Annotated in this window: 15 protein-coding genes; 2 read left to right on the plus strand and 13 right to left on the minus strand. The window is 71.0% G+C overall.

Annotation, left to right across the window (positions count from 1 at the left end):
- Window positions 1-86 precede the first annotated feature (86 nt).
- Both recD2 and F0L46_RS12090 read right to left on the minus strand, forming a co-directional pair.
- On the minus strand, window positions 87-2,318 hold the full coding sequence (gene recD2, locus F0L46_RS12085) for an SF1B family DNA helicase RecD2 (RefSeq protein ID WP_149817826.1): 2,232 nt from the start codon (window positions 2,316-2,318) through the stop codon (window positions 87-89).
- Window positions 2,319-2,542: 224 nt separating this feature from the next.
- On the minus strand, window positions 2,543-3,208 hold the full coding sequence (locus tag F0L46_RS12090; RefSeq protein WP_149817828.1) for a trna delta -isopentenylpyrophosphate transferase: 666 nt from the start codon (window positions 3,206-3,208) through the stop codon (window positions 2,543-2,545).
- 351 nt (window positions 3,209-3,559) lie between these two features.
- Here F0L46_RS12090 and F0L46_RS12095 point away from each other — a divergent pair, with 351 nt between their 5' ends.
- The gene (locus F0L46_RS12095; RefSeq protein ID WP_149817830.1) at window positions 3,560-4,207 is read left to right on the plus strand and encodes a hypothetical protein; all 648 of its coding nucleotides are present in this window, start codon (window positions 3,560-3,562) and stop codon (window positions 4,205-4,207) included.
- On the opposite strand, the gene F0L46_RS12100 is transcribed toward F0L46_RS12095, so the two are convergent.
- Window positions 4,200-4,925, minus strand: a complete 726-nt coding sequence (locus tag F0L46_RS12100) for a DUF502 domain-containing protein (protein WP_149817832.1) — start codon at window positions 4,923-4,925, stop codon at window positions 4,200-4,202. The genes F0L46_RS12095 and F0L46_RS12100 overlap by 8 nt on opposite strands.
- A gap of 185 nt (window positions 4,926-5,110) precedes the next feature.
- On the opposite strand from F0L46_RS12100, the gene F0L46_RS12105 reads away from it, so the two are divergent.
- Window positions 5,111-5,536: a YbaN family protein gene (locus F0L46_RS12105; RefSeq protein ID WP_188311941.1), complete on the plus strand. Its 426-nt coding sequence runs from the start codon at window positions 5,111-5,113 to the stop codon at window positions 5,534-5,536.
- Here the strand turns inward: F0L46_RS12105 and lpxB are convergent.
- The 10 genes from lpxB to F0L46_RS12155 all read right to left on the minus strand — a co-directional run bounded on the left by lpxB (window position 5,533) and on the right by F0L46_RS12155 (window position 16,884).
- Complete coding sequence (lpxB, locus tag F0L46_RS12110) at window positions 5,533-6,708, minus strand: lipid-A-disaccharide synthase (RefSeq protein ID WP_149817834.1); 1,176 nt, start codon at window positions 6,706-6,708, stop codon at window positions 5,533-5,535. The two genes, F0L46_RS12105 and lpxB, sit on opposite strands and share 4 nt — an antisense overlap.
- Window positions 6,705-7,547, minus strand: a complete 843-nt coding sequence (locus F0L46_RS12115; RefSeq protein ID WP_276315531.1) for an LpxI family protein — start codon at window positions 7,545-7,547, stop codon at window positions 6,705-6,707. The genes lpxB and F0L46_RS12115 overlap by 4 nt, the downstream gene beginning before the upstream one ends.
- Before the next feature lie 26 nt (window positions 7,548-7,573).
- Window positions 7,574-8,401: an acyl-ACP--UDP-N-acetylglucosamine O-acyltransferase gene (lpxA, locus tag F0L46_RS12120; protein WP_149817836.1), complete on the minus strand. Its 828-nt coding sequence runs from the start codon at window positions 8,399-8,401 to the stop codon at window positions 7,574-7,576.
- Complete coding sequence (fabZ, locus tag F0L46_RS12125) at window positions 8,398-8,853, minus strand: 3-hydroxyacyl-ACP dehydratase FabZ (RefSeq protein ID WP_438646673.1); 456 nt, start codon at window positions 8,851-8,853, stop codon at window positions 8,398-8,400. Before fabZ ends, lpxA begins: the two co-directional genes overlap by 4 nt.
- Before the next feature lie 44 nt (window positions 8,854-8,897).
- Window positions 8,898-9,968 (minus strand): UDP-3-O-(3-hydroxymyristoyl)glucosamine N-acyltransferase, encoded by a 1,071-nt coding sequence (gene lpxD / locus F0L46_RS12130; protein ID WP_149817840.1) that lies wholly within the window; start codon window positions 9,966-9,968, stop codon window positions 8,898-8,900.
- A 76-nt stretch (window positions 9,969-10,044) separates the two neighbouring features.
- Window positions 10,045-12,573, minus strand: coding sequence for an outer membrane protein assembly factor BamA (bamA, locus tag F0L46_RS12135; protein ID WP_149817842.1), 2,529 nt, complete (start codon window positions 12,571-12,573; stop codon window positions 10,045-10,047).
- A gap of 315 nt (window positions 12,574-12,888) precedes the next feature.
- Window positions 12,889-14,052 carry an RIP metalloprotease RseP gene (rseP, locus tag F0L46_RS12140; RefSeq protein ID WP_149817844.1) on the minus strand — a complete coding sequence of 388 codons (1,164 nt, stop codon included), beginning with the start codon at window positions 14,050-14,052 and terminating at the stop codon, window positions 12,889-12,891.
- A gap of 38 nt (window positions 14,053-14,090) precedes the next feature.
- Complete coding sequence (dxr, locus tag F0L46_RS12145; RefSeq protein WP_149817846.1) at window positions 14,091-15,266, minus strand: 1-deoxy-D-xylulose-5-phosphate reductoisomerase; 1,176 nt, start codon at window positions 15,264-15,266, stop codon at window positions 14,091-14,093.
- Window positions 15,263-16,123 carry a phosphatidate cytidylyltransferase gene (locus F0L46_RS12150; RefSeq protein ID WP_438646672.1) on the minus strand — a complete coding sequence of 287 codons (861 nt, stop codon included), beginning with the start codon at window positions 16,121-16,123 and terminating at the stop codon, window positions 15,263-15,265. Before F0L46_RS12150 ends, dxr begins: the two co-directional genes overlap by 4 nt.
- Complete coding sequence (locus F0L46_RS12155; protein WP_149817926.1) at window positions 16,120-16,884, minus strand: isoprenyl transferase; 765 nt, start codon at window positions 16,882-16,884, stop codon at window positions 16,120-16,122. Before F0L46_RS12155 ends, F0L46_RS12150 begins: the two co-directional genes overlap by 4 nt.
- Between the last annotated feature and the right edge of the window lie 6 nt (window positions 16,885-16,890).

Genomic DNA, 16,890 nt, shown 5'->3' on the forward strand with positions numbered 1-16,890 from the left:
CTCGTCCTCGGGTTGGCGTGCGGTCAACTCGGGACGCGGGGAAGGGTTCGCCACGGGGCCGGTCGTCCCCGCAAGGGAGCACCCCGTCAGGCGTCCGGGAGCGCCCCGCCCTGCGTCCCCTCTTGGAGCCAAGCCCGCAGGCGCGACCAGCGCCCGCCTCCCCTGCCCCGCCCCACGGCGAGCCGCAGGGCCTCGCGGCTGCCCACCAGCACCACGAGGCGCTTGCCGCGGGTGAGCGCCGTGTAGAGGAGGTCGCGCCGCAGCATCGGGGCATGCGCCATGGCGAGCGGGATCACCACGGCGGGGTACTCCGAGCCCTGCGCCTTGTGGATCGTGGTGGCATAGGCGAGCACCAGCTCGTCGAGCTCGCCAAAGGAATAGCTCACCTCGCGCCCCTCGAACGCCACGGAGAGCGCCCCCAGGTCGGCATCAAGGGAGGAGACCACGCCGATGTCGCCGTTATAGACGTCGCGGTCGTAGTCGTTGACGATATGCATGACCTTGTCGCCCGGCCCGAAGGTCCAGCCGAAGCGCTCGATCGCCGCCGCGCCCGGCGGGTTGATGGCGCGCTGGAGCGCAAGGTTGAGCGAGCGCACGCCGAGCCCGCCCCGGTTCATAGGGGCCAGCACCTGGATGTCGGCGACCGCGTCGAGTCCGAACCGGCCCGGGATGCGCTCGGTGACGAGCTGGATCACCTTGCGCATCCCGTCCTCGGGCGTGTCGGCGGGAACGAAGTAGAAGTCCGAGTCCGGCACGGGCTCCAGGTCCGGCACCTCGCCGCGGTTGACCGCGTGCGCGCTCGCGACGATGCGGCTGCCCGCGCCCTGGCGAAAGACCTCCCGCAGACGCACCACCGGCACGGCGCCCGACGCGATCACGTCGGCGAGCACCTGGCCCGGGCCGATGGAGGGCAGTTGGTCCACGTCGCCCACGAGCACGAGGGCCGCGTCCGCCGGCAGCGCACGCAGGAGCGAGTGCATGAGGCGCACGTCGATCATGGACATCTCGTCGACCACGAGCACGTCGCAGGGGAGCGGCGCGGTGGGGCCGCGGCGGAAGCCGCCGCCCAGCGCGTCGATCTCCAGGAGCCGGTGGATGGTCGAGGCGTCGAGGCCCGTGCTCTCGGACAGGCGCCTGGCCGCGCGGCCGGTCGGGGCGCAAAGCGCAATCTTCATGCCCTTGTCGGCGAGGAGGCCGAGCAGGGCGTCGAGAAGCGTGGTCTTGCCCACGCCCGGCCCGCCCGTGATCACGACCAGCTTGGAGCCCAGCGCCACCCGCAGCGCGTCGCGCTGGCTTGCCGCGAAGGTGAGGCCCGTGCGCGCCTGCGCCGCCGCGATGTCGGCATCCGCCTCCACCGCGCCCCAGGGCGGGACGCCGTGGCACAGGGCGAGCAGGCGATCGGCGGTGGCGCGCTCGGAGCCGTGCAGGCCCGCCAGGAACAGGAAGTCGCGTCCGTCGATCTCGTCCGCCACGAGATCGGGCGCCAGCCGCTCGATCGCGAGGGCCGCCGCGACGGGCGCGCCCGAGACGCCCAGGAGCGCCTCGGCGCGGGCCACGGCCTCGTCCACGGGCAGGCCGCAATGGCCCTCCTCCAGCGCCTCGACGAGGGTCTGGACGAGGCCCGCGCGAATGCGGTTCGGGTTCTCCCGGGCGATGCCGAGGCGCGCCGCGATGGCGTCGGCGCCATGGAAGCCGATGCCGCGCACGTCCCGCGCCAGCCGGTAGGGATCGGCCTCGATCACACGGACGGCGCCCGGGCCGTAGGTCTTGTAGATGCGCACGGCGCGGGCGGCGCTCAGGCCGTGGCCATGCAGGAACAGCACGATGCCGCGGATCGCCTGCTGCTCGGCGAAGGCCTCGACGATGCGCTGCGCCCGCCAGGGGCCCACGCCCTCGACGCGCCGCAGGGCCTCTGGCTCGCAGGTGATCACGTCGAGCACGCGCTCGCCGAACACGTCGACGAGGCGGCGGGCGCAGACGGGACCGATGCCGTGGATGAGGCCGGAGCCGAGATAGCGCTCCAGCCCTTCGGCGCTCGTCGGCGCCGTCACGGTCAGCGCCTCGGCGCGGAATTGGATGCCGTAGGCGGGATCGTTCACCCACGCGCCCGTCGCCTCGACCATCTCGCCCGCGTTCACGGCGGGCGCCTGGCCGACGAGGGTCGCGGGCTCGCGTACGCCGGAGAGCGCGACGCGCAGGACGCAGAAGCCCGTCTCGGGATTGTGGAAGGTCACCCGTTCCACCGCGCCCGCGAGCGTCCCCGCTCCCGAGAGCGAGGCATCACCGTCGTCGTCTCGCGCGAGGGCGTAGGAACGCATGTTGTGTGGGTCGGGCCCTGATCCCCTCTCCCCGCGGGCGGGGAGAGGGCCGCGCCTGCGGAACGGCAGGCGCGGCAAGCGAACGTAGGTGAGCGAGGGTGAGGGGGCCTGGACGGTGGAACTCCACCGTAAGGCGCCCCCTCACCCCCGGGCTGCCGCCCTCGCCTCAGCCCCCGGCCAGGGGGGCTGAGGCCCTCTCCCCGCGCGGCGGGGAGAGGATGGGATCACGCCGCCTTCTTCGACGGCCAGCCGAGCTTCATCAGCCGCGCCTTGGCGTGGTCGCGGACCTCGTCGCGGGCGGCGGCCGGGAGGGCTGCGAGCGCCTTCTGGGTGTCGGCGTGCAGCATGAGGTCCGTCACGGCGTTGATCGTCTTCGCCGCGTCGATCCGCTTCTTCAGGTCGGCCTCGGTCGGGTCGGGCTCACCCACGGTCTCGGGCTTCGTCTCCGCGCCGACGCCGGTCTCGCCGAGCACCTCGACGGCGGTGGAGGCCGGACGGTTGTTCTTGAACTCGTCCGCCTCCTCCTCCGAGTAGAGGAAGCCGTGCAGGCCCACGAGCTTGAGGATCACGCGATCCTTCGCCCGCTTCTCGGCCATGGCATAGACATAGGCCGCCTGCTTGCCGCTGACGCGATAGTTCACGTTGATCAGGGCCTCGCCGATCGACCACTCGGTGCGCTCGCCCATGCGGCCGCTCACCAGGATGACCGCCTCGTCGCGCTCGGCCCGGATGATCTCGGGCTTGTCGTAGACGATGCCGGCCTGGGCCGCGATGCGCTCCAGCGCCTTGTGGTAGATGACCGCCGTGCCCTGAACCCGCCAGACGTTGCCCGCGAGCGGCTCGCCGTACTTCGCCAGGATGTCGGCGATCTGCTTGTCCGCGTTGTTCATGTCCGTCACGTCTCCTGACGCAAGCCCGATGGCGTGGGCCGGCGCTGTTTTGTTCTTGATATGTTCCGATCTTAGACACACGCGCGCCCGGCTTTCCATGCGACGAAGTGAGTCACCGGAGCGGGGCGCGACCTGTCTAAGATGGGGATTCACACCCTATTTTCCAAGACACGGCAGTTGTTTTTCGGGCCCTCTCCAGCGTTCCCCACCGCGCTCGATTGACGAAGTCAGGACCGTTCTCTATCTGTTCAGGATCGAGATCCTTGCAGCCAACCTGGCGCGCGGCCCGCTGGCCCCGGCTCATCGCTGCGGATGCTTGGCCGTACGCCCCGTTCCACTCGCGAGCCCGCCATGCCCTCCATCGCCCGTGCCGACCGGTCCGCCCGCATCAGCGCCGCGCGCGTCGCGGGGCCGCGCCGGTCCGGGCGCCGCAAGGCCGCGCCGGCCCAGAGCCGGAACGCGCTTCTCGCCGACTTCCTCGCCGTCTGCGAGCTCGACCCCGCGGTCGAGCTGGTCCGCCCGGCTGCGGGGCCGGTGATCTTTCCCGTGGGCGACGAGGAGATCGAGCACCTGCCCGACTTCGAGCTGGTGCGCGACGGCGAGGCGTTCCTCGTCGACGTGGTGGCGGATGCCGACCTCATCCATCATCCCCTCGGCCCCGCCCTGATCGGCGGCGCGGTGGCCCTCGACGGGCGCGCGCTCCATGTCGAGACGGGATCGAGCCTCGCCGCCGAGCCGCGGCGCACCACTGTGCGCCTCGTCGCGGCCTGCCGCCACGTGACGGTCTCGGCCGGCGACCGGGTGCGCATCCTTCATCACCTGGACGAATGCGGCGTGGCGCCCCTCGTGGAGGTCGCGGGCGCGGCCCACAACGCGCTCGACGGCGTCGCGGCGGTGCTGGCGCTCGCGGTGGAGGGGCTGGTGAGCCTCGACATCGACCGGCCGATCGTGCCGGAGACGCCCGTGCGGCGGCGCAAAAGCCCGCCTGCCGTCAGCTGAGCTCGGCGGGCTCCCGCACGGCCTGCTCCACGGGATAGCGGCGCGGCAGGGTCTCGGGCTGGATCAGGCCCGCCGACATCACGAGCTTCGCCGCGTCGTCCACGCTCATGGCAAGCTCGATCACCTCCTGGCGCGGAAGGTAGAAGAAGAAGCCCGTGGTGGGGTTGGGGGTGCAGGGCAGGAACACGCTCACGTACTCGCCCGATTCCGGCAGCCGATCCGTCACGTCGGCGGCGGGCGGCGCGGACAGGAACACGATCGACCAGGTGCCCTTCACCGGAAACTCGATCAGGCCCGCGGTGCGAAACGAGGTGCCCGTGGTGGAGAACAGGGTCTCGAAGACCTGCTTGACCCCGCGATAGAGCCCCCGCACCACCGGCATGCGCTCCAGGAGCAGCTCGCCCGCGCTGATGAGCGAGCGCCCCACGAGGTTCGCCGTGAGGAAGCCCAGCATGGTCAGCCCGAAGAAGGCGATGATCAGCCCGAACCCGGGGATGGCGAAGGGCAGGTAGGTGTCGGGCAGGTAATAGCGCGGGATGAGCGGCTTCACCCATCCGTCCACGAGGGTGATGAACCACCAGGTGAGATAGATCGTAATCGTGAGCGGCCCGGCGACGACGAGGCCGGTGAGGAAATAGTTGCGCAGGCGCGCGCGGGCGCTGACCCGGTGCGGCGCCTCGGGCGGTTGGGGCAGGCCTGGCACTTGCAGCGGCGTCATCGGAGTGGTCGTACCATGGGCTGATCGAGGGGACTTAAAGCACGTTCCCTCGCGCGGGAAACCGTTTTCCGCGCTAGATTGTCGAAATGTGGGGTCTCCCGCGTTGCCGACATCGGGGCAGCCCCTCATCAAGGCGGTGAAGCTTGGATCGACCTGACACGCCGCGCAACCCGGACCATCGCAGCATGAGGCCGGAGCCCCCGCCCCGTCCGGCGGAGGCGGCCCGCGCCGCGGCGAAGCCCGCTTGGCTGCGCCACCTGCTCTTCGCGGCGGGCTGGGTGTTCGTGGGGCTCGGCGTCCTCGGCCTCATCCTGCCGCTGATGCCGGGCGTGGTGTTCTTCATCCTGGCAGCCGCCTGCTTCTCGCGCTCCTCGCCCCGCTTCGAAGCCTGGCTCGTCAATCATCGCGTGCTCGGACCGCCGATCGTGAGCTGGCGCCGGACGGGCGCCATCCCACGCCCGGCCAAGGCGGTCGCCTGCCTCAGCATGGCCGCGAGCTGGGGGCTCCTGTGGCTGACGAGCGCCCCGGGCTTCGTGAAGATCGGGATGGCCGTGCTGTTCCTCGGCCTCGGGGCCTATGTGGCGACCCGGCCCGAGGACACGGGCCTCTAGGCCCGCCCCGCCTTGGCGGCGATCGTGGCGAGCATGACGCGGGCGGCGCGTTCGCTCGGCGTCTCGTCGCCGGTATGCATCAGCCGGTCGAGGCGCTCGAAGGCCGCGACCTGGCGGGCCCGCTCAGGCGTTTCGGCACAGAGCGGCGCGAGTTCCCTCGTGAGGCGTCCCGGCTCGCAATCGCCCTGCAACAGCGCCGGGATGACGTTCTCGCCGATGACGAGGTTCGCCAGCACGATGGAGGGCGCCGTGATCACGTATTTCAGCTGCTCCTCGAGCTTCGACACCTTGTAGGCCACCACCATGGGGACGCCCGCGAGCGCCAGCTCCAGGGTCACGGTGCCGGAGGCCGCGAGCGCCGCGTGGGCGCCCCGGAAGGCCGCGAACTTCGCCGCCTCGCCGTGGACGATGCGGGGCTTCACGGGCCAGGCTTCCACGGCGCGGGCGATCTCGTCGGCGAGGTGGGGCACGGCCGGCAGGGTCGCCTCGACGGGACGGCCCAGGCGCTCCGCGAGGCGGGCGAGCGTCCCGCCGAAGGGCTCCATGAGCCGGCTGATCTCGCTGCGGCGGCTGCCGGGCAGGATCAGGAGCCGGAGCGGCCCCCCCCCGACCGGGACCCGCTCGCCGGGGGTGGGGCGCAGCTCGCCTAGGCGCTCGGTGAGGGGGTGGCCGACATAGGTGCAGTCGGGCCCGCCGAGCCGCAGGTGAACGTCCACCTCGAAAGGCTTGAGCGCCAGGACGTGGTCGACATAGGGCCGCATCGCCTTGGCCCGGCCCGGCCGCCAGGCCCAGACCGACGGGCTGACATAGTTCACGATCGGCAGGGCGGGCATGGCGGCGCGGACGCGCCGGGCGACGCGATGGGTGAAGTCCGGGCTGTCGATGATCACGAGGGCGTCGGGCCGGGCGGCAACCGCCGCCGCCGCGGTCTCGCGGATGCGCCGCAGCAGGAGCGGCAGGCGCGCCACGACGGCGGTGATGCCCATGACGGCGATGTCGCTCATGGGAAACAGGCTCTCCAGCCCCTCCCCTTCCATGCGGCCCGCGCCGACGCCGGAGAAGCGCACGCCCGCGGGCCCGAGCTCGGCCTTGAGCGCCCGCATCAGACCCGCGCCGAGCTGGTCGCCCGATTCCTCGCCCGCCACGAGCCAGAGATTGAGAGGCGCGCTCACGGGTCCTCCCTCCCGATCGACCACGGGACGCCCACGAGGTAGAGCTCCAGCTGGTCCGCGAGCGCCACGGTGCGCGCCTCCTCCAGAACGAGGGTGGAGCCCGCCCCGATGGCGATGCCCCTGAGGCCCGCCCGCGCCGCGTTCTCGACCGTGCGCGGCCCGATGGTTGGCAGGTCGACGCGCATGTCCTGGCCGCGCTTGGCCGCTTTCACGAGCACGCCCGCGCCGACCACCGGACGCCCGAAGGGACGCCGGATCGAGAAGCGGCGGGCCCGATCCAGCATGCGGTCGGTCCCCTCCGGCCCCTCGACGGCGGTGACATGCCCCGAGGCCACCACCGCCGCCTGGCCCACGTCGTGCGGCGACAGATCCCGCAGGAGCCCGAGGCCGACGGCGATCGAGGCCTCGTCCTCGGGCGCCGGCCGCACCCGTCCGTAGGCGCCCTCCTTGGCAAGCAGGGAGGGCGCGAGATCGTGCACGCCGACCACGGGAAAGCCGCGCGCCTCCAGCCGCTCGACGACGCGCCTCAGGACGTGGTCGTCCCCGCCGGAGAGGAGATCGTCGAGTTCGTGCCGGTTGCGGAAATAGGCGAAGGCGCCGAGCGCCGCCGCAGGGTTCGGCCGGGTCACGGCGCCCGCAAGCGTCACGGCCCCCGCGCCCCAGCCGCGCATGGTGCCGAGCGCCCGTCCGACGTCGAGGAGATCGATGACGGCGTCGGCCCGGCGGCGCACGTCGCGCTCGGCGAAGCCCCGGAAGGCGAGGAGCCGGTGGGCACGGCCGCAGCGGGCCATCTCGTCGGCGAGCAGCGCCGGCAGGCGGCCCGCGCCCGCCAGGATCACCAGGGGTCCTCCGCCGCCCGCCTCGCTCACGCCGTGCCCGAAGTCTCGCGTGCCCCCGTGTCGCGCGGCGTGCAGATCGCCCGGTCGCCGCCCGCGCGGATGAAGTCGATGATCTCCTGCACCGTGGCGTGGGTCGCGAACTCCGCCGCCACGTCCTCGACGCGCTCCTTCAAGGTGCCCTCGTTGGCGAAGAGCAGGCGGTAGGCGCGGCGCAGGCCGTGGATCTCGTCGCGGGAGAAGCCCCGGCGGCGCAGGCCGATGATGTTGAGGCCCGCCAGATATGCCCGGTTGCCCAGCGCCATGCCGAAGGGGATGATGTCGTTCTCGATCGCCGACAGCCCGCCCACGAAGGCGTGATGGCCGATGCGCACGAATTGGTGCACGCCCGCCCCGCCGCTGATGATGGCGAAGTCGCCGATCGTGCAATGGCCCGCCATCATCACGTTGTTGGAGAAGATCACGTCGTTGCCGACGATGCAGTCGTGCGCCACATGCGAGCCCGTGAGGAACACGCAGCGATCCCCCACCACCGTCTCGGACGTGCCCGTGACGGTGCCCGGGTTCATGGTGACGCCCTCGCGGATGATGCAGTCCGCGCCGATCCGCAGGCGCGTGACCTCGCCCTTGAACTTAAGGTCTTGGGGCTGGTGGCCGATGGAGGCGAAGGGGAAGATCAGGGTGCGCGGCCCGATATGGGTATGGCCCGCGACCGCCACATGGCTCTTCAGCTCGCAGCCTTCGCCGAGAACCGCGTCGGGTCCAACGTGGCAGAAGGGGCCGATGCGGCAGCCCGCGCCGATCTGGGCGCCGTCCTCGACGACGGCGCTGGGGTGGATCTGGGCGCGATCCGTCATTCGGTCACCAACATGGCGCTCACCTCGGCTTCGGCGACCACGACGCCGTTGACCTTCGCCTCGCCGAAGAACCACCACATGTTGCGCCGGTTGTTCGTCTTGCGCATGTGGTACTCGATCACGTCGCCCGGCTGCACGGGCTTGCGGAACTTCGCCTTGTCGATCGTCATGAAATAGACCTGCTTGGGACGGGCCTTGGTGGCGAGAGTGGCGGCAACGCAGATCGCGCCCGCCGTCTGCGCCATGCCCTCGATGATGTAGACGCCCGGAAAAACGGGGCGGGTCGGGAAATGACCCGCAAATTGCGGCTCGTTGAAGGTCACGTTCTTGATGCCGATGCAGGATCGGTCGCCATCGATCTCGATGATCCGGTCGACGAGCAGGAACGGATATCGGTGCGGGAGCAGTTCGAGGATCCGCAGGATATCCGCCGTGTCGAGCTGGGTGGGCATCTCGGTCATGGCGTACTCCAGAAGACAAGGCGCAGGCGGCCGGGTCAGTCCTCGGCCGTACCTGAGCCGTCTTTGAGGAGATCGCGGCGGGATGCAAGCATTTTGACCGCCGTCACCTCGCGGAACCAGTCCCGCAGGGGCTTTGCGGGGGTGCCGCCCCAGCGGGCGCCGGCCGGCACGTCGCTGTTGACGTTGCTCGTGGCGGCGATCTGGGCTCCGGCCCCGATCCGCACGTGCCCGATCACGCCCACCTGGCCGCCGAGCGCCACGTAATCCTCCAGCGTCGACGACCCGGAGATGCCGACCTGCGAGACGATGATGCAGTGGCGGCCAATGACCACGTTGTGGGCGATCTGGACCAGGTTGTCGATCTTGGTGCCCTCGCCGATCACCGTGTCCCGGTTGGCGCCCCGGTCGACGGTGGTGTTGGCGCCGATCTCCACGTCGTCCTGGACGATGACGCGCCCCACCTGCGGAACCTTCAGGTGGCCGCCGAGGCCCATGGCGAAGCCGTAGCCGTCCTGTCCGATGCGCACGCCGGGATGCAGGATCACCCGGTTGCCCACATAGGCGTTCATGATCGTGACGTTCGGGCTGATGGAGCACCCCCGCCCGATGCGCACATGCGGGCCGATGACGGCGGTGGCGCCGATGATCGTGCCGGTGCCGATCTCCGCGTGCAGCCCGATGACGGCGCCGGGATCGACGGTGACGCCGGGCTCCAGGCGGGCGGTGGGATGGACGAAGGAGCCCGGCGAGACGCCTGTGGCGCCGAAGACCGATTGCGGGCGGTCGGCGCTGGGGTAGAGGCGGGAGAGAACCCGCGCGAAGGCCTTGTAGGGCTCGGGCGTCACGAGAGCGATGACGTGCCCGGGGACGCGGGCCGCGAAGCGCTTCGAGACGAGGCAGACGCCGGCCTGCGTCGCCGCGAGCGCGTCGGCGTATTTCGGGTTGTCCATATAGGCCACGTCGCCGGGCCCGGCGCTCTCCAGGGGGCCGACGCCTTCGACGAGGCGGTCGGGGTCTGCGCCCTGGGGCAGGGACGCGCCGGCCAGCTCGGCCAGGTCGCGAAGCGGAATCGCCGCGGTGCGCGGGAAGAAATCGGGATCGACCATGCCCCGGCATAAAGGCGCACGGGCGTCGCGGTCAAGCGACGCCCGTGCCTGGAGGCCCAGCGATGAATTCAGGCGATCAGAAGCGCGTGCCGCCCGAGAAGCGGAAGGCCTGCGTGCGGTCGCCGCCGACGCGGCTGCCGTTCGGGAGAACGACGCCCTCGTCCTTGCTGAGCGCGACCGCGTAGTCGAACCGGATCGGGCCGAGCGGCGAGGCCCACAGGAGGCTGGCGCCGACGGACGAGCGGATCGTCTTGTTGTCGCGGACGTTCAGGCACTCCTGCTGGGTCGGGGACGCCGCGTTGGCCGTGCAGACGCCACCGATGACACCGTCGATGATGCCGTTGCGGTTCACGTCGAAGGCCGTGTTGCCCTTGTACCCGAACAGCGTGCCAGCGTCGGCGAAGACCGCGCCCTTCAGGCCGAGATCCCGTGGCAGGCCGAAGATCGGGAACTGCACCTCGAGCGAGCCGCCGAAATAGGTGGTGCCGCCGATAGCGTTGGACCGGGCGTCGACCGTGCCGACGTCCCGCGGGCCGAGGCCCGACGGGGCGAAGCCGCGCACGAGCGAGGGGCCGAGGAAGTAGTGGTCGATGACCCGCAGGTTGTCGCCGCCGAAGGCCGCGATGTGACCGCCCTGGACGCGGGCGATGCCGACGATTTCCTCGAAGATCTCGTAATAGGCGCGGCCCTCGCCGGAGAGGCGGAAGTAGCGCGAATCGCCGCCGAGACCCGCGACCTCCGGCTTGATCTCGCCGTAGAAGCCGCTCGTCGGGTTCCGGAAGTTGTCGAGGCTGTTATAGACGAAGTTGAGGCCCACCAGCGAGGTCAGGGTCCGGCCCTGCGCCTCCTTGATCGCGATCGAGGCCTCGCCGTTCGCCTCGCAACCGCTGCTGCCGGTCGGGGTGGCCGTGGTGAGCCGGCTCGGGATGCCACCCGGCAGCAGCGACGTCACGCCGGGGATCGGGAACGAGCAGTCGTTGTAGGGCTTGCTCTCCGAGTTCGGGATCTTCACCTCCTGCTGGAACAGGGAGTAGCGGATGCCGACGGAGATCTCCTCCGTGATCGGGAGCGCGAAACGGATCGCGCCGCCCGTCGTGCGGTTCTCATAGCGCGAGTACTGAGTCTGGTCCGAGAACTTCGTGAAGAGGTCGAAGCCCGCGGCCAGTCGGTAGCCGAGGAAGTACGGCTCGGTGAACGAGAAGTCGACGCCCTGGGACTTCTGGCCCGCGGTGCCCGCGAGGCGGACGAACTGGCCGCGGCCGAGGAAGTTCGACTCGGTGACGGAGACCTCGCCGATGAACCCGTCGGCCGTCGAGTAGCCGCCGGCGATCGAGAAGGCGCCCGTGGGCTGATCCTCAACATCGATGTTCACGACCACGCGGTCCGGCGAGCTGCCGGGCTCGTTGGTGACGCGGACGCGCTTGAAGAAGCCCGTGTTGTTGAGGCGGCGCTCCGCGCGATCCACGAGCACCTTGTTGTAGGCGTCACCCTCGCCGAGATCGAGCTCACGGCGGATGACGTAGTCGCGGGTGCGGGTGTTGCCGCGCACGTTGATGCGCTCGATGTAGACCCGCGGGCCCTCCTCGACCACGTAGGCGACGCTGATCGTGCGGGTGGCGGGGTCGCGCTGGCCGACCGGGCGGACCTGGGCGAAGGCGTAGCCGCGGCGCGCGATCTCGGTGGTGACGTTCGTGAGCGAACGCTCCACCGCCTCGGCGTTGTAGACGGCGCCCGAGCTCGTGGTGACGCGCGAGCGCAGCACGGCGGGATCGACCTCGGGGCCGAGGCGCGAATCGACGCTCACTTCGCCGACGCGGTACTGCGGCCCTTCCTCGACGGCGATCGTGATCACGTAGCCGCCCTGGGCCTGGTCGAACTGCACGTCCGAGCTGACCACGCGGAAGTCGGCGTAGCCGTTCTTCAGGTAGTAGCGGCGGATGAGCTCGAGATCCGAGGCGAGACGGTCGGGATCGTAGACGTCGTTCGTCTTGATGAAGCTGAGCAGGTTGGTCTCGGCCGAGGTCATCACGCCGCGCAGGCGCGAGGCGGAATAGGACTGGTTGCCGACGAAGTTGATCGCCTGGATCGGCGTCTTTCCGCCTTCCTCGATCGTGTACACGATGTCGACGCGGCCGTTCGGGAGGTCGACGACGCGCGGGGTCACGTTCGCGAGCGCCCGGCCCGAGCGGCGGTAGATCTCGCGGATCCGGTCGGCGTCGGCCTGGAGCATGGCCTCGGTGAACGGGCCGCGCGCCCGCGCCGTCACCTCGGGCTCGAGCACCTCGCGCGGAACGCGGCGATTGCCCTCGAACACGACCCGGTTGATGAGGTTGTTCTCGCGAACGCTCACCACCGTGGCGCCGCCGCGGCGCGAGACGCGCACGTCGGAGAACATGCCGGTGGCAAGCAGGTTGCGCCGCGCTTCCTCCGTGGAGGAGCCCGAGACGTACGAGCGGATGGTTTCCGCATCGACGCGGCGATTGCCCTCGATCACCACCTGCTGCGCCAGAGCGCTCCCGGCGGAGAGGGTGGCAACCATCGCAAGAGCGGCAATGGTGGCGGACTTCGCCGTACCCCGCCCGCGCTTCATCGTCGTCGACATCATGAAGTGACCCGTCTCGTTTTTGTGTACCGCGGTTGTCAGCCGCACGACCGGCGGCTGCGCCCCCGGCCCTTCTGGTCCCGTTCTGCTTCTACTCAAGTTCCGCCTGGAAGCAAATCGCCCCGCCACGGCACCGGCACGCATTTTGGGGAGCCGTGGCGTTCGTGTCACGGCGGCCGCATGGGAAACGGACCTTTAAGGTGAACGAACCATTTCGACGCGAAACGGCCCGCCGAGGGGTCGGCGGGCCGCTGGAGCCGGTCGTTCGCGTCGGATCCCGGCCCGGGCCCCCGGAGAGCCCTGCCGCGCTCCCCGCCGTCAGGAGCCTCGGGAGAAGGTGGAGCCGAGGTGGAGGACGTCGTTCCAGGTAGCGAAGAGCATCAGCATGATCACGAGGGCGAAGCCGATGCGGAAGCCGATCTCCTGCGCCCGCTCGCTCAGGGGCCGGCCCCGCAGCGCCTCGATGGCGTAGAACATCAGGTGCCCGCCGTCGAGCATGGGGACGGGGAAGAGGTTGATCAGGCCGATGGAGACCGACAGGATCGCCACCAGGTTGATGAGCCCCGTGAGGCCGCCGAGCCCCGCCACTTGCCCCGAGACCTGCGCGATGCGGATCGGGCCGGAGAGCTGGTCCGTGGATTCGCGCCCCGTCGCGAGCTTGCCGATATAGTTGAAGGTCCGGTCGACCACGTACCAGCACTCGGAGGCGCCCGCGACGAGGGCCTCGACGGGCCCGTAGGAGAGATGGCGCACGTCCTCCTGCGAGCGCGTCGCCTGAAGGCCGAGAAGGCCGATGCGCTGGCGGCCGAAGGCGGTCTGGGTCTCGCGCCGGTCCGGGGTGGCCTCAAGGGAGAGGCGCCGCCCGTTGCGGTCCACGACGATGGTCAGGGCCTCGTCGGCGCTGGTGCCGACGATGCGCTGGAGGTCCGAGAAGCCCTTGAGCTCGCGGCCGTTGATGGAGACGACGACGTCGCCCTTCTGGAAGCCCGCGCGCTCGGCGGCGCTGCCCGGCTGCACGCTCTCGACCCGCGGGATGAGCACGTCCCGGCCGTTGACGAAGAGCACGCCCGCGAAGATCGCGACGGCGAGGATGAAGTTCGCGACCGGCCCGGCGGCCACGATCGCCGCGCGCTTCCAGACCGGCTTGTGGTGGAAGCTCACCGCCCGGTCGGCGGCGCTCATGCGGGAGAGCTGCTCGGAATCGGGCACGCTCGCGCCGTTCACGTCGCCCGCGAACTTCACGTAGCCGCCGAGCGGGATGGCCGCGAAGCGCCAGCGGGTGCCGTGGCGGTCGTGGAAGCCGAACAGCTCCGGCCCGAAGCCGATGGAGAAGACGTGAACCCCCACGCCGCACCAGCGGCCGACGAGGAAGTGGCCGAGCTCGTGGATGAAGACGACAACCGTCAGCACCGCCAGAAAGGGCAGGAGATAGCCGAAGATGAGGGTCCAGGCCCCACCGCCCACGGTGCTGATCACGTCCATCGATTCGCTCTCCAGTCGCAGCGCTTCAACTTAAATTGTCACGACCCGCGCCGGGACAACAGGCCGGCGGCGATCCGTCTCGACTCATGGTCAACGACGAGGGCCTCCTCGACGGTCGGTGCGGCGCTCGCGCCGTGTGCCCCCCAGGCCGCGCAGGTCTCGTCCACGAGCCCCGCGATGTCGAGGAAGCCGATCCGTCCGCGGACGAAGGCGTCCACCGCCACCTCGTTCGCGGCGTTGAGCACCGTCGGCACCGCGCCGCCCGCCACGAGAGCCTCCCGGGCCAGCCTGAGGCAGGGGAAGCGCTCCACGTCGGGCGCCTCGAAGGTAAGCGCCCCGATCGCGGCCAAATCGAGACGCGTCCCCGGGAAATCGAGCCGCCCGCCCTCCCCCAGGCAATGGGCGATGGGGATCCGCATGTCGGCGGCGCCAAGGCCCGCCGTGACCGAGCCGTCGCGCCACTGGACGAGTCCGTGCACGATCGATTGCGGATGGACCAGAACCTCCAGCCGGTCGGGAGGCACGTCGAACAGATGCCGGGCTTCGATGATCTCGAGCCCCTTGTTCATCATCGTGGCGGAGTCGATGCTGATCTTCGCGCCCATCGACCAGACGGGGTGCTTCAGCGCCTGGGCGGCGGTCGCGCCCGCGATCCGATCGGCCGGCCACGTGCGGAACGGCCCGCCCGACGCGGTGAGCGTGAGGGACACCACGTCTTCCCTACGCCCGGCCTGCAGGGCTTGCCAGAGGGCGTTGTGCTCGGAGTCCATGGCGAGCACCGTCACCCCGATCCGGCGCGCGTCGGCCATGAAGGCCTCGCCCGCGCTCACGAGGCACTCCTTGTTGGCGAGCGCGAGGCTGCGCCCAGGCTTCATGGCGGCCCGGGTGGGAGCAAGGCCTGCCACGCCGCTGATGCCCGCCACGACGATGTCGGCGTCGCGCTCCGCCGCCTCGCGCACCGCCGCCTCGCCGGCGCCGCAGGCGATGCCGGTGCCCTGCAGCGCGTCGCGCAGGTCCGGGAGCCCGGCCGGATCGGCGAGCGCCGCGAAGGACGCGCGGAGCTCCACAGCCTGCCGCGCGAGCGCCGCCGCGTCACGGCCGCCCACGAGCGCCGAGACGGCAAACCGCTCGGGCGCGGCGCGCAGCACGTCCGCGGTCGAGCGACCGATGGACCCCGTCGCCCCGAGGACCGTGACCTGGCGAGGCCTGCTCATGCGGCCGCGATCCGGGCGCCGAGCAGCACGGCGCCGACGAGGAGCGCCACTGCGAAGAAGCCGTCGAGGCGGTCCATCACGCCGCCATGGCCCGGGATGAGGCGGCTCGAATCCTTCACCTCGAACCGGCGCTTCAGCGCCGATTCCGCGAGGTCGCCCGCCTGGCTCACGAGGGAGGCGATGCCGGACAGCAGCACGACGACGGGCAGGCTCGCCACGGGCACCCAGCCGAGCCGCTGGGCGACGAACGCGACGAGGAGCCCCGCCCCGACGCCGCCGAGGAAGCCGCCCGCGAAGCCCGACCACGTCTTCTTGGGGCTCACCCGCGGCCAGAGCTTCGGCCCGCCGAGCTTGCGCCCGACGAAATAGGCCGTGACGTCGGTGGTCCAGACCACGGCGAACATCCACAGAAGGCCCGTGATGCCGAGCTCGGGGTGCTCGCGCACCAGGGGCGGCACCACCGTCACCACGGCCGCGCAGGCAAAGCCCGCCAGCGCCCAGATCCGGTTGCGCGTGTCCCGGGCGACGACGGCGCCGGCGATGCAGCCGAGCCCGAAGAGGCCGAAGCCGATCGCTGCGGGCGCGTCCGTGACGAGCACGAGCGTCATGCCCGCGAGCGCGAGGCCGAACGCCACCTGCAGCGGCAGGGTGGGCCGCACGCGGGCGACCGTCGTCCATTCGTAAAGGATGGCACCCCCGGCCAGGAGCCAGAAGAGGGCGAAGAGCCCGCCGCCGCGATAGGCGGCGAGAAGCGCCACGATGCCGAGCACGATGGCGGAGGCGAAGCGGGCGCCGAGCTCCGTCGCGTACCAGGGCCGCGGCCCCTGGGGCCCGGACGGGCTCGCCGCAGGCATCATGCGGTCCGCGCGCTCAAGCCGCCGAAGCGCCTGTCGCGCCGCATGAACTCGCCGATCGCCGCCTCGAAGGTCGCGTGATCGAAATCAGGCCAGAGATCGGGCAGGAAGACGTATTCGGCGTAGGTCGCCTGCCAGGGCAGGAAGTTCGAGACCCGGTGCTCGCCCGAGGTGCGGATGACGAGGTCGGGATCCGGGATGCCGTGGGTGTCGAGGGCGGCGTCGATATGGGCCATGTCGATGGCCTCCGGGTCGAGCCGTCCGGCCTTCACCTCGCGGGCGAGCCGGCGCACGGCGCGCACGATCTCCTGACGGCCGCCATAGTTGAAGGCGATGGCGAGGACGAGGCCCGTATTGGCCCGCGTCAGGTCCTCGGCCTCGCACAGGAGCGCCTGCAGGTCGGCCGACAGGCTGTCGCGGTCGCCGATGATGCGCACGCGCACGTTGGCGGCGTGGAGCTCGGCCAGGTCATGCCGGATGAAGCGCTTGAGGAGGCCCAGGAGATCGGCCACCTCGGTCGCGGGGCGGCGCCAGTTCTCGGACGAGAACGAGTAGAGCGTCAGGTAGCGCACGCCGAGATCGGACGCGGCGCGCACCGAGCGGCGCACCGCCTCGACGCCCCGGCGATGGCCCTCGACGCGCGGCAGACCCCGCCGGGCGGCCCAGCGGCCGTTGCCGTCCATGATGATGGCGACGTGAACCGGCGCCCCGCCGCTCGGGGGAGCGGCGGCGACGGCAGCTTGGTTCCTCGCATCGACGGCCATGGGGTG

The sequence above is a fragment of the Salinarimonas soli genome, from assembly GCF_008386575.1.
Lineage (GTDB): Bacteria > Pseudomonadota > Alphaproteobacteria > Rhizobiales > Beijerinckiaceae > Salinarimonas_A > Salinarimonas_A soli.

What these genes read in the sequence shown, in the direction of transcription:
- F0L46_RS12095 (WP_149817830.1), top strand. Translation starts at nt 3,560, where the DNA reads ATGCCCTCCATCGCCCGTGCCGACCGGTCCGCCCGCATCAGCGCCGCG.
- rseP (WP_149817844.1), bottom strand. Translation starts at nt 14,052, where the DNA reads ATGGACGTGATCAGCACCGTGGGCGGTGGGGCCTGGACCCTCATCTTC.
- lpxD (WP_149817840.1), bottom strand. Translation starts at nt 9,968, where the DNA reads ATGGTCGATCCCGATTTCTTCCCGCGCACCGCGGCGATTCCGCTTCGC.
- bamA (WP_149817842.1), bottom strand. Translation starts at nt 12,573, where the DNA reads ATGATGTCGACGACGATGAAGCGCGGGCGGGGTACGGCGAAGTCCGCC.
- fabZ (WP_438646673.1), bottom strand. Translation starts at nt 8,853, where the DNA reads ATGCCCACCCAGCTCGACACGGCGGATATCCTGCGGATCCTCGAACTG.
- dxr (WP_149817846.1), bottom strand. Translation starts at nt 15,266, where the DNA reads ATGAGCAGGCCTCGCCAGGTCACGGTCCTCGGGGCGACGGGGTCCATC.
- F0L46_RS12090 (WP_149817828.1), bottom strand. Translation starts at nt 3,208, where the DNA reads ATGAACAACGCGGACAAGCAGATCGCCGACATCCTGGCGAAGTACGGC.
- F0L46_RS12105 (WP_188311941.1), top strand. Translation starts at nt 5,111, where the DNA reads ATGAGGCCGGAGCCCCCGCCCCGTCCGGCGGAGGCGGCCCGCGCCGCG.
- F0L46_RS12100 (WP_149817832.1), bottom strand. Translation starts at nt 4,925, where the DNA reads ATGACGCCGCTGCAAGTGCCAGGCCTGCCCCAACCGCCCGAGGCGCCG.
- F0L46_RS12150 (WP_438646672.1), bottom strand. Translation starts at nt 16,123, where the DNA reads ATGATGCCTGCGGCGAGCCCGTCCGGGCCCCAGGGGCCGCGGCCCTGG.
- recD2 (WP_149817826.1), bottom strand. Translation starts at nt 2,318, where the DNA reads ATGCGTTCCTACGCCCTCGCGCGAGACGACGACGGTGATGCCTCGCTC.
- lpxA (WP_149817836.1), bottom strand. Translation starts at nt 8,401, where the DNA reads ATGACGGATCGCGCCCAGATCCACCCCAGCGCCGTCGTCGAGGACGGC.
- F0L46_RS12155 (WP_149817926.1), bottom strand. Translation starts at nt 16,884, where the DNA reads ATGGCCGTCGATGCGAGGAACCAAGCTGCCGTCGCCGCCGCTCCCCCG.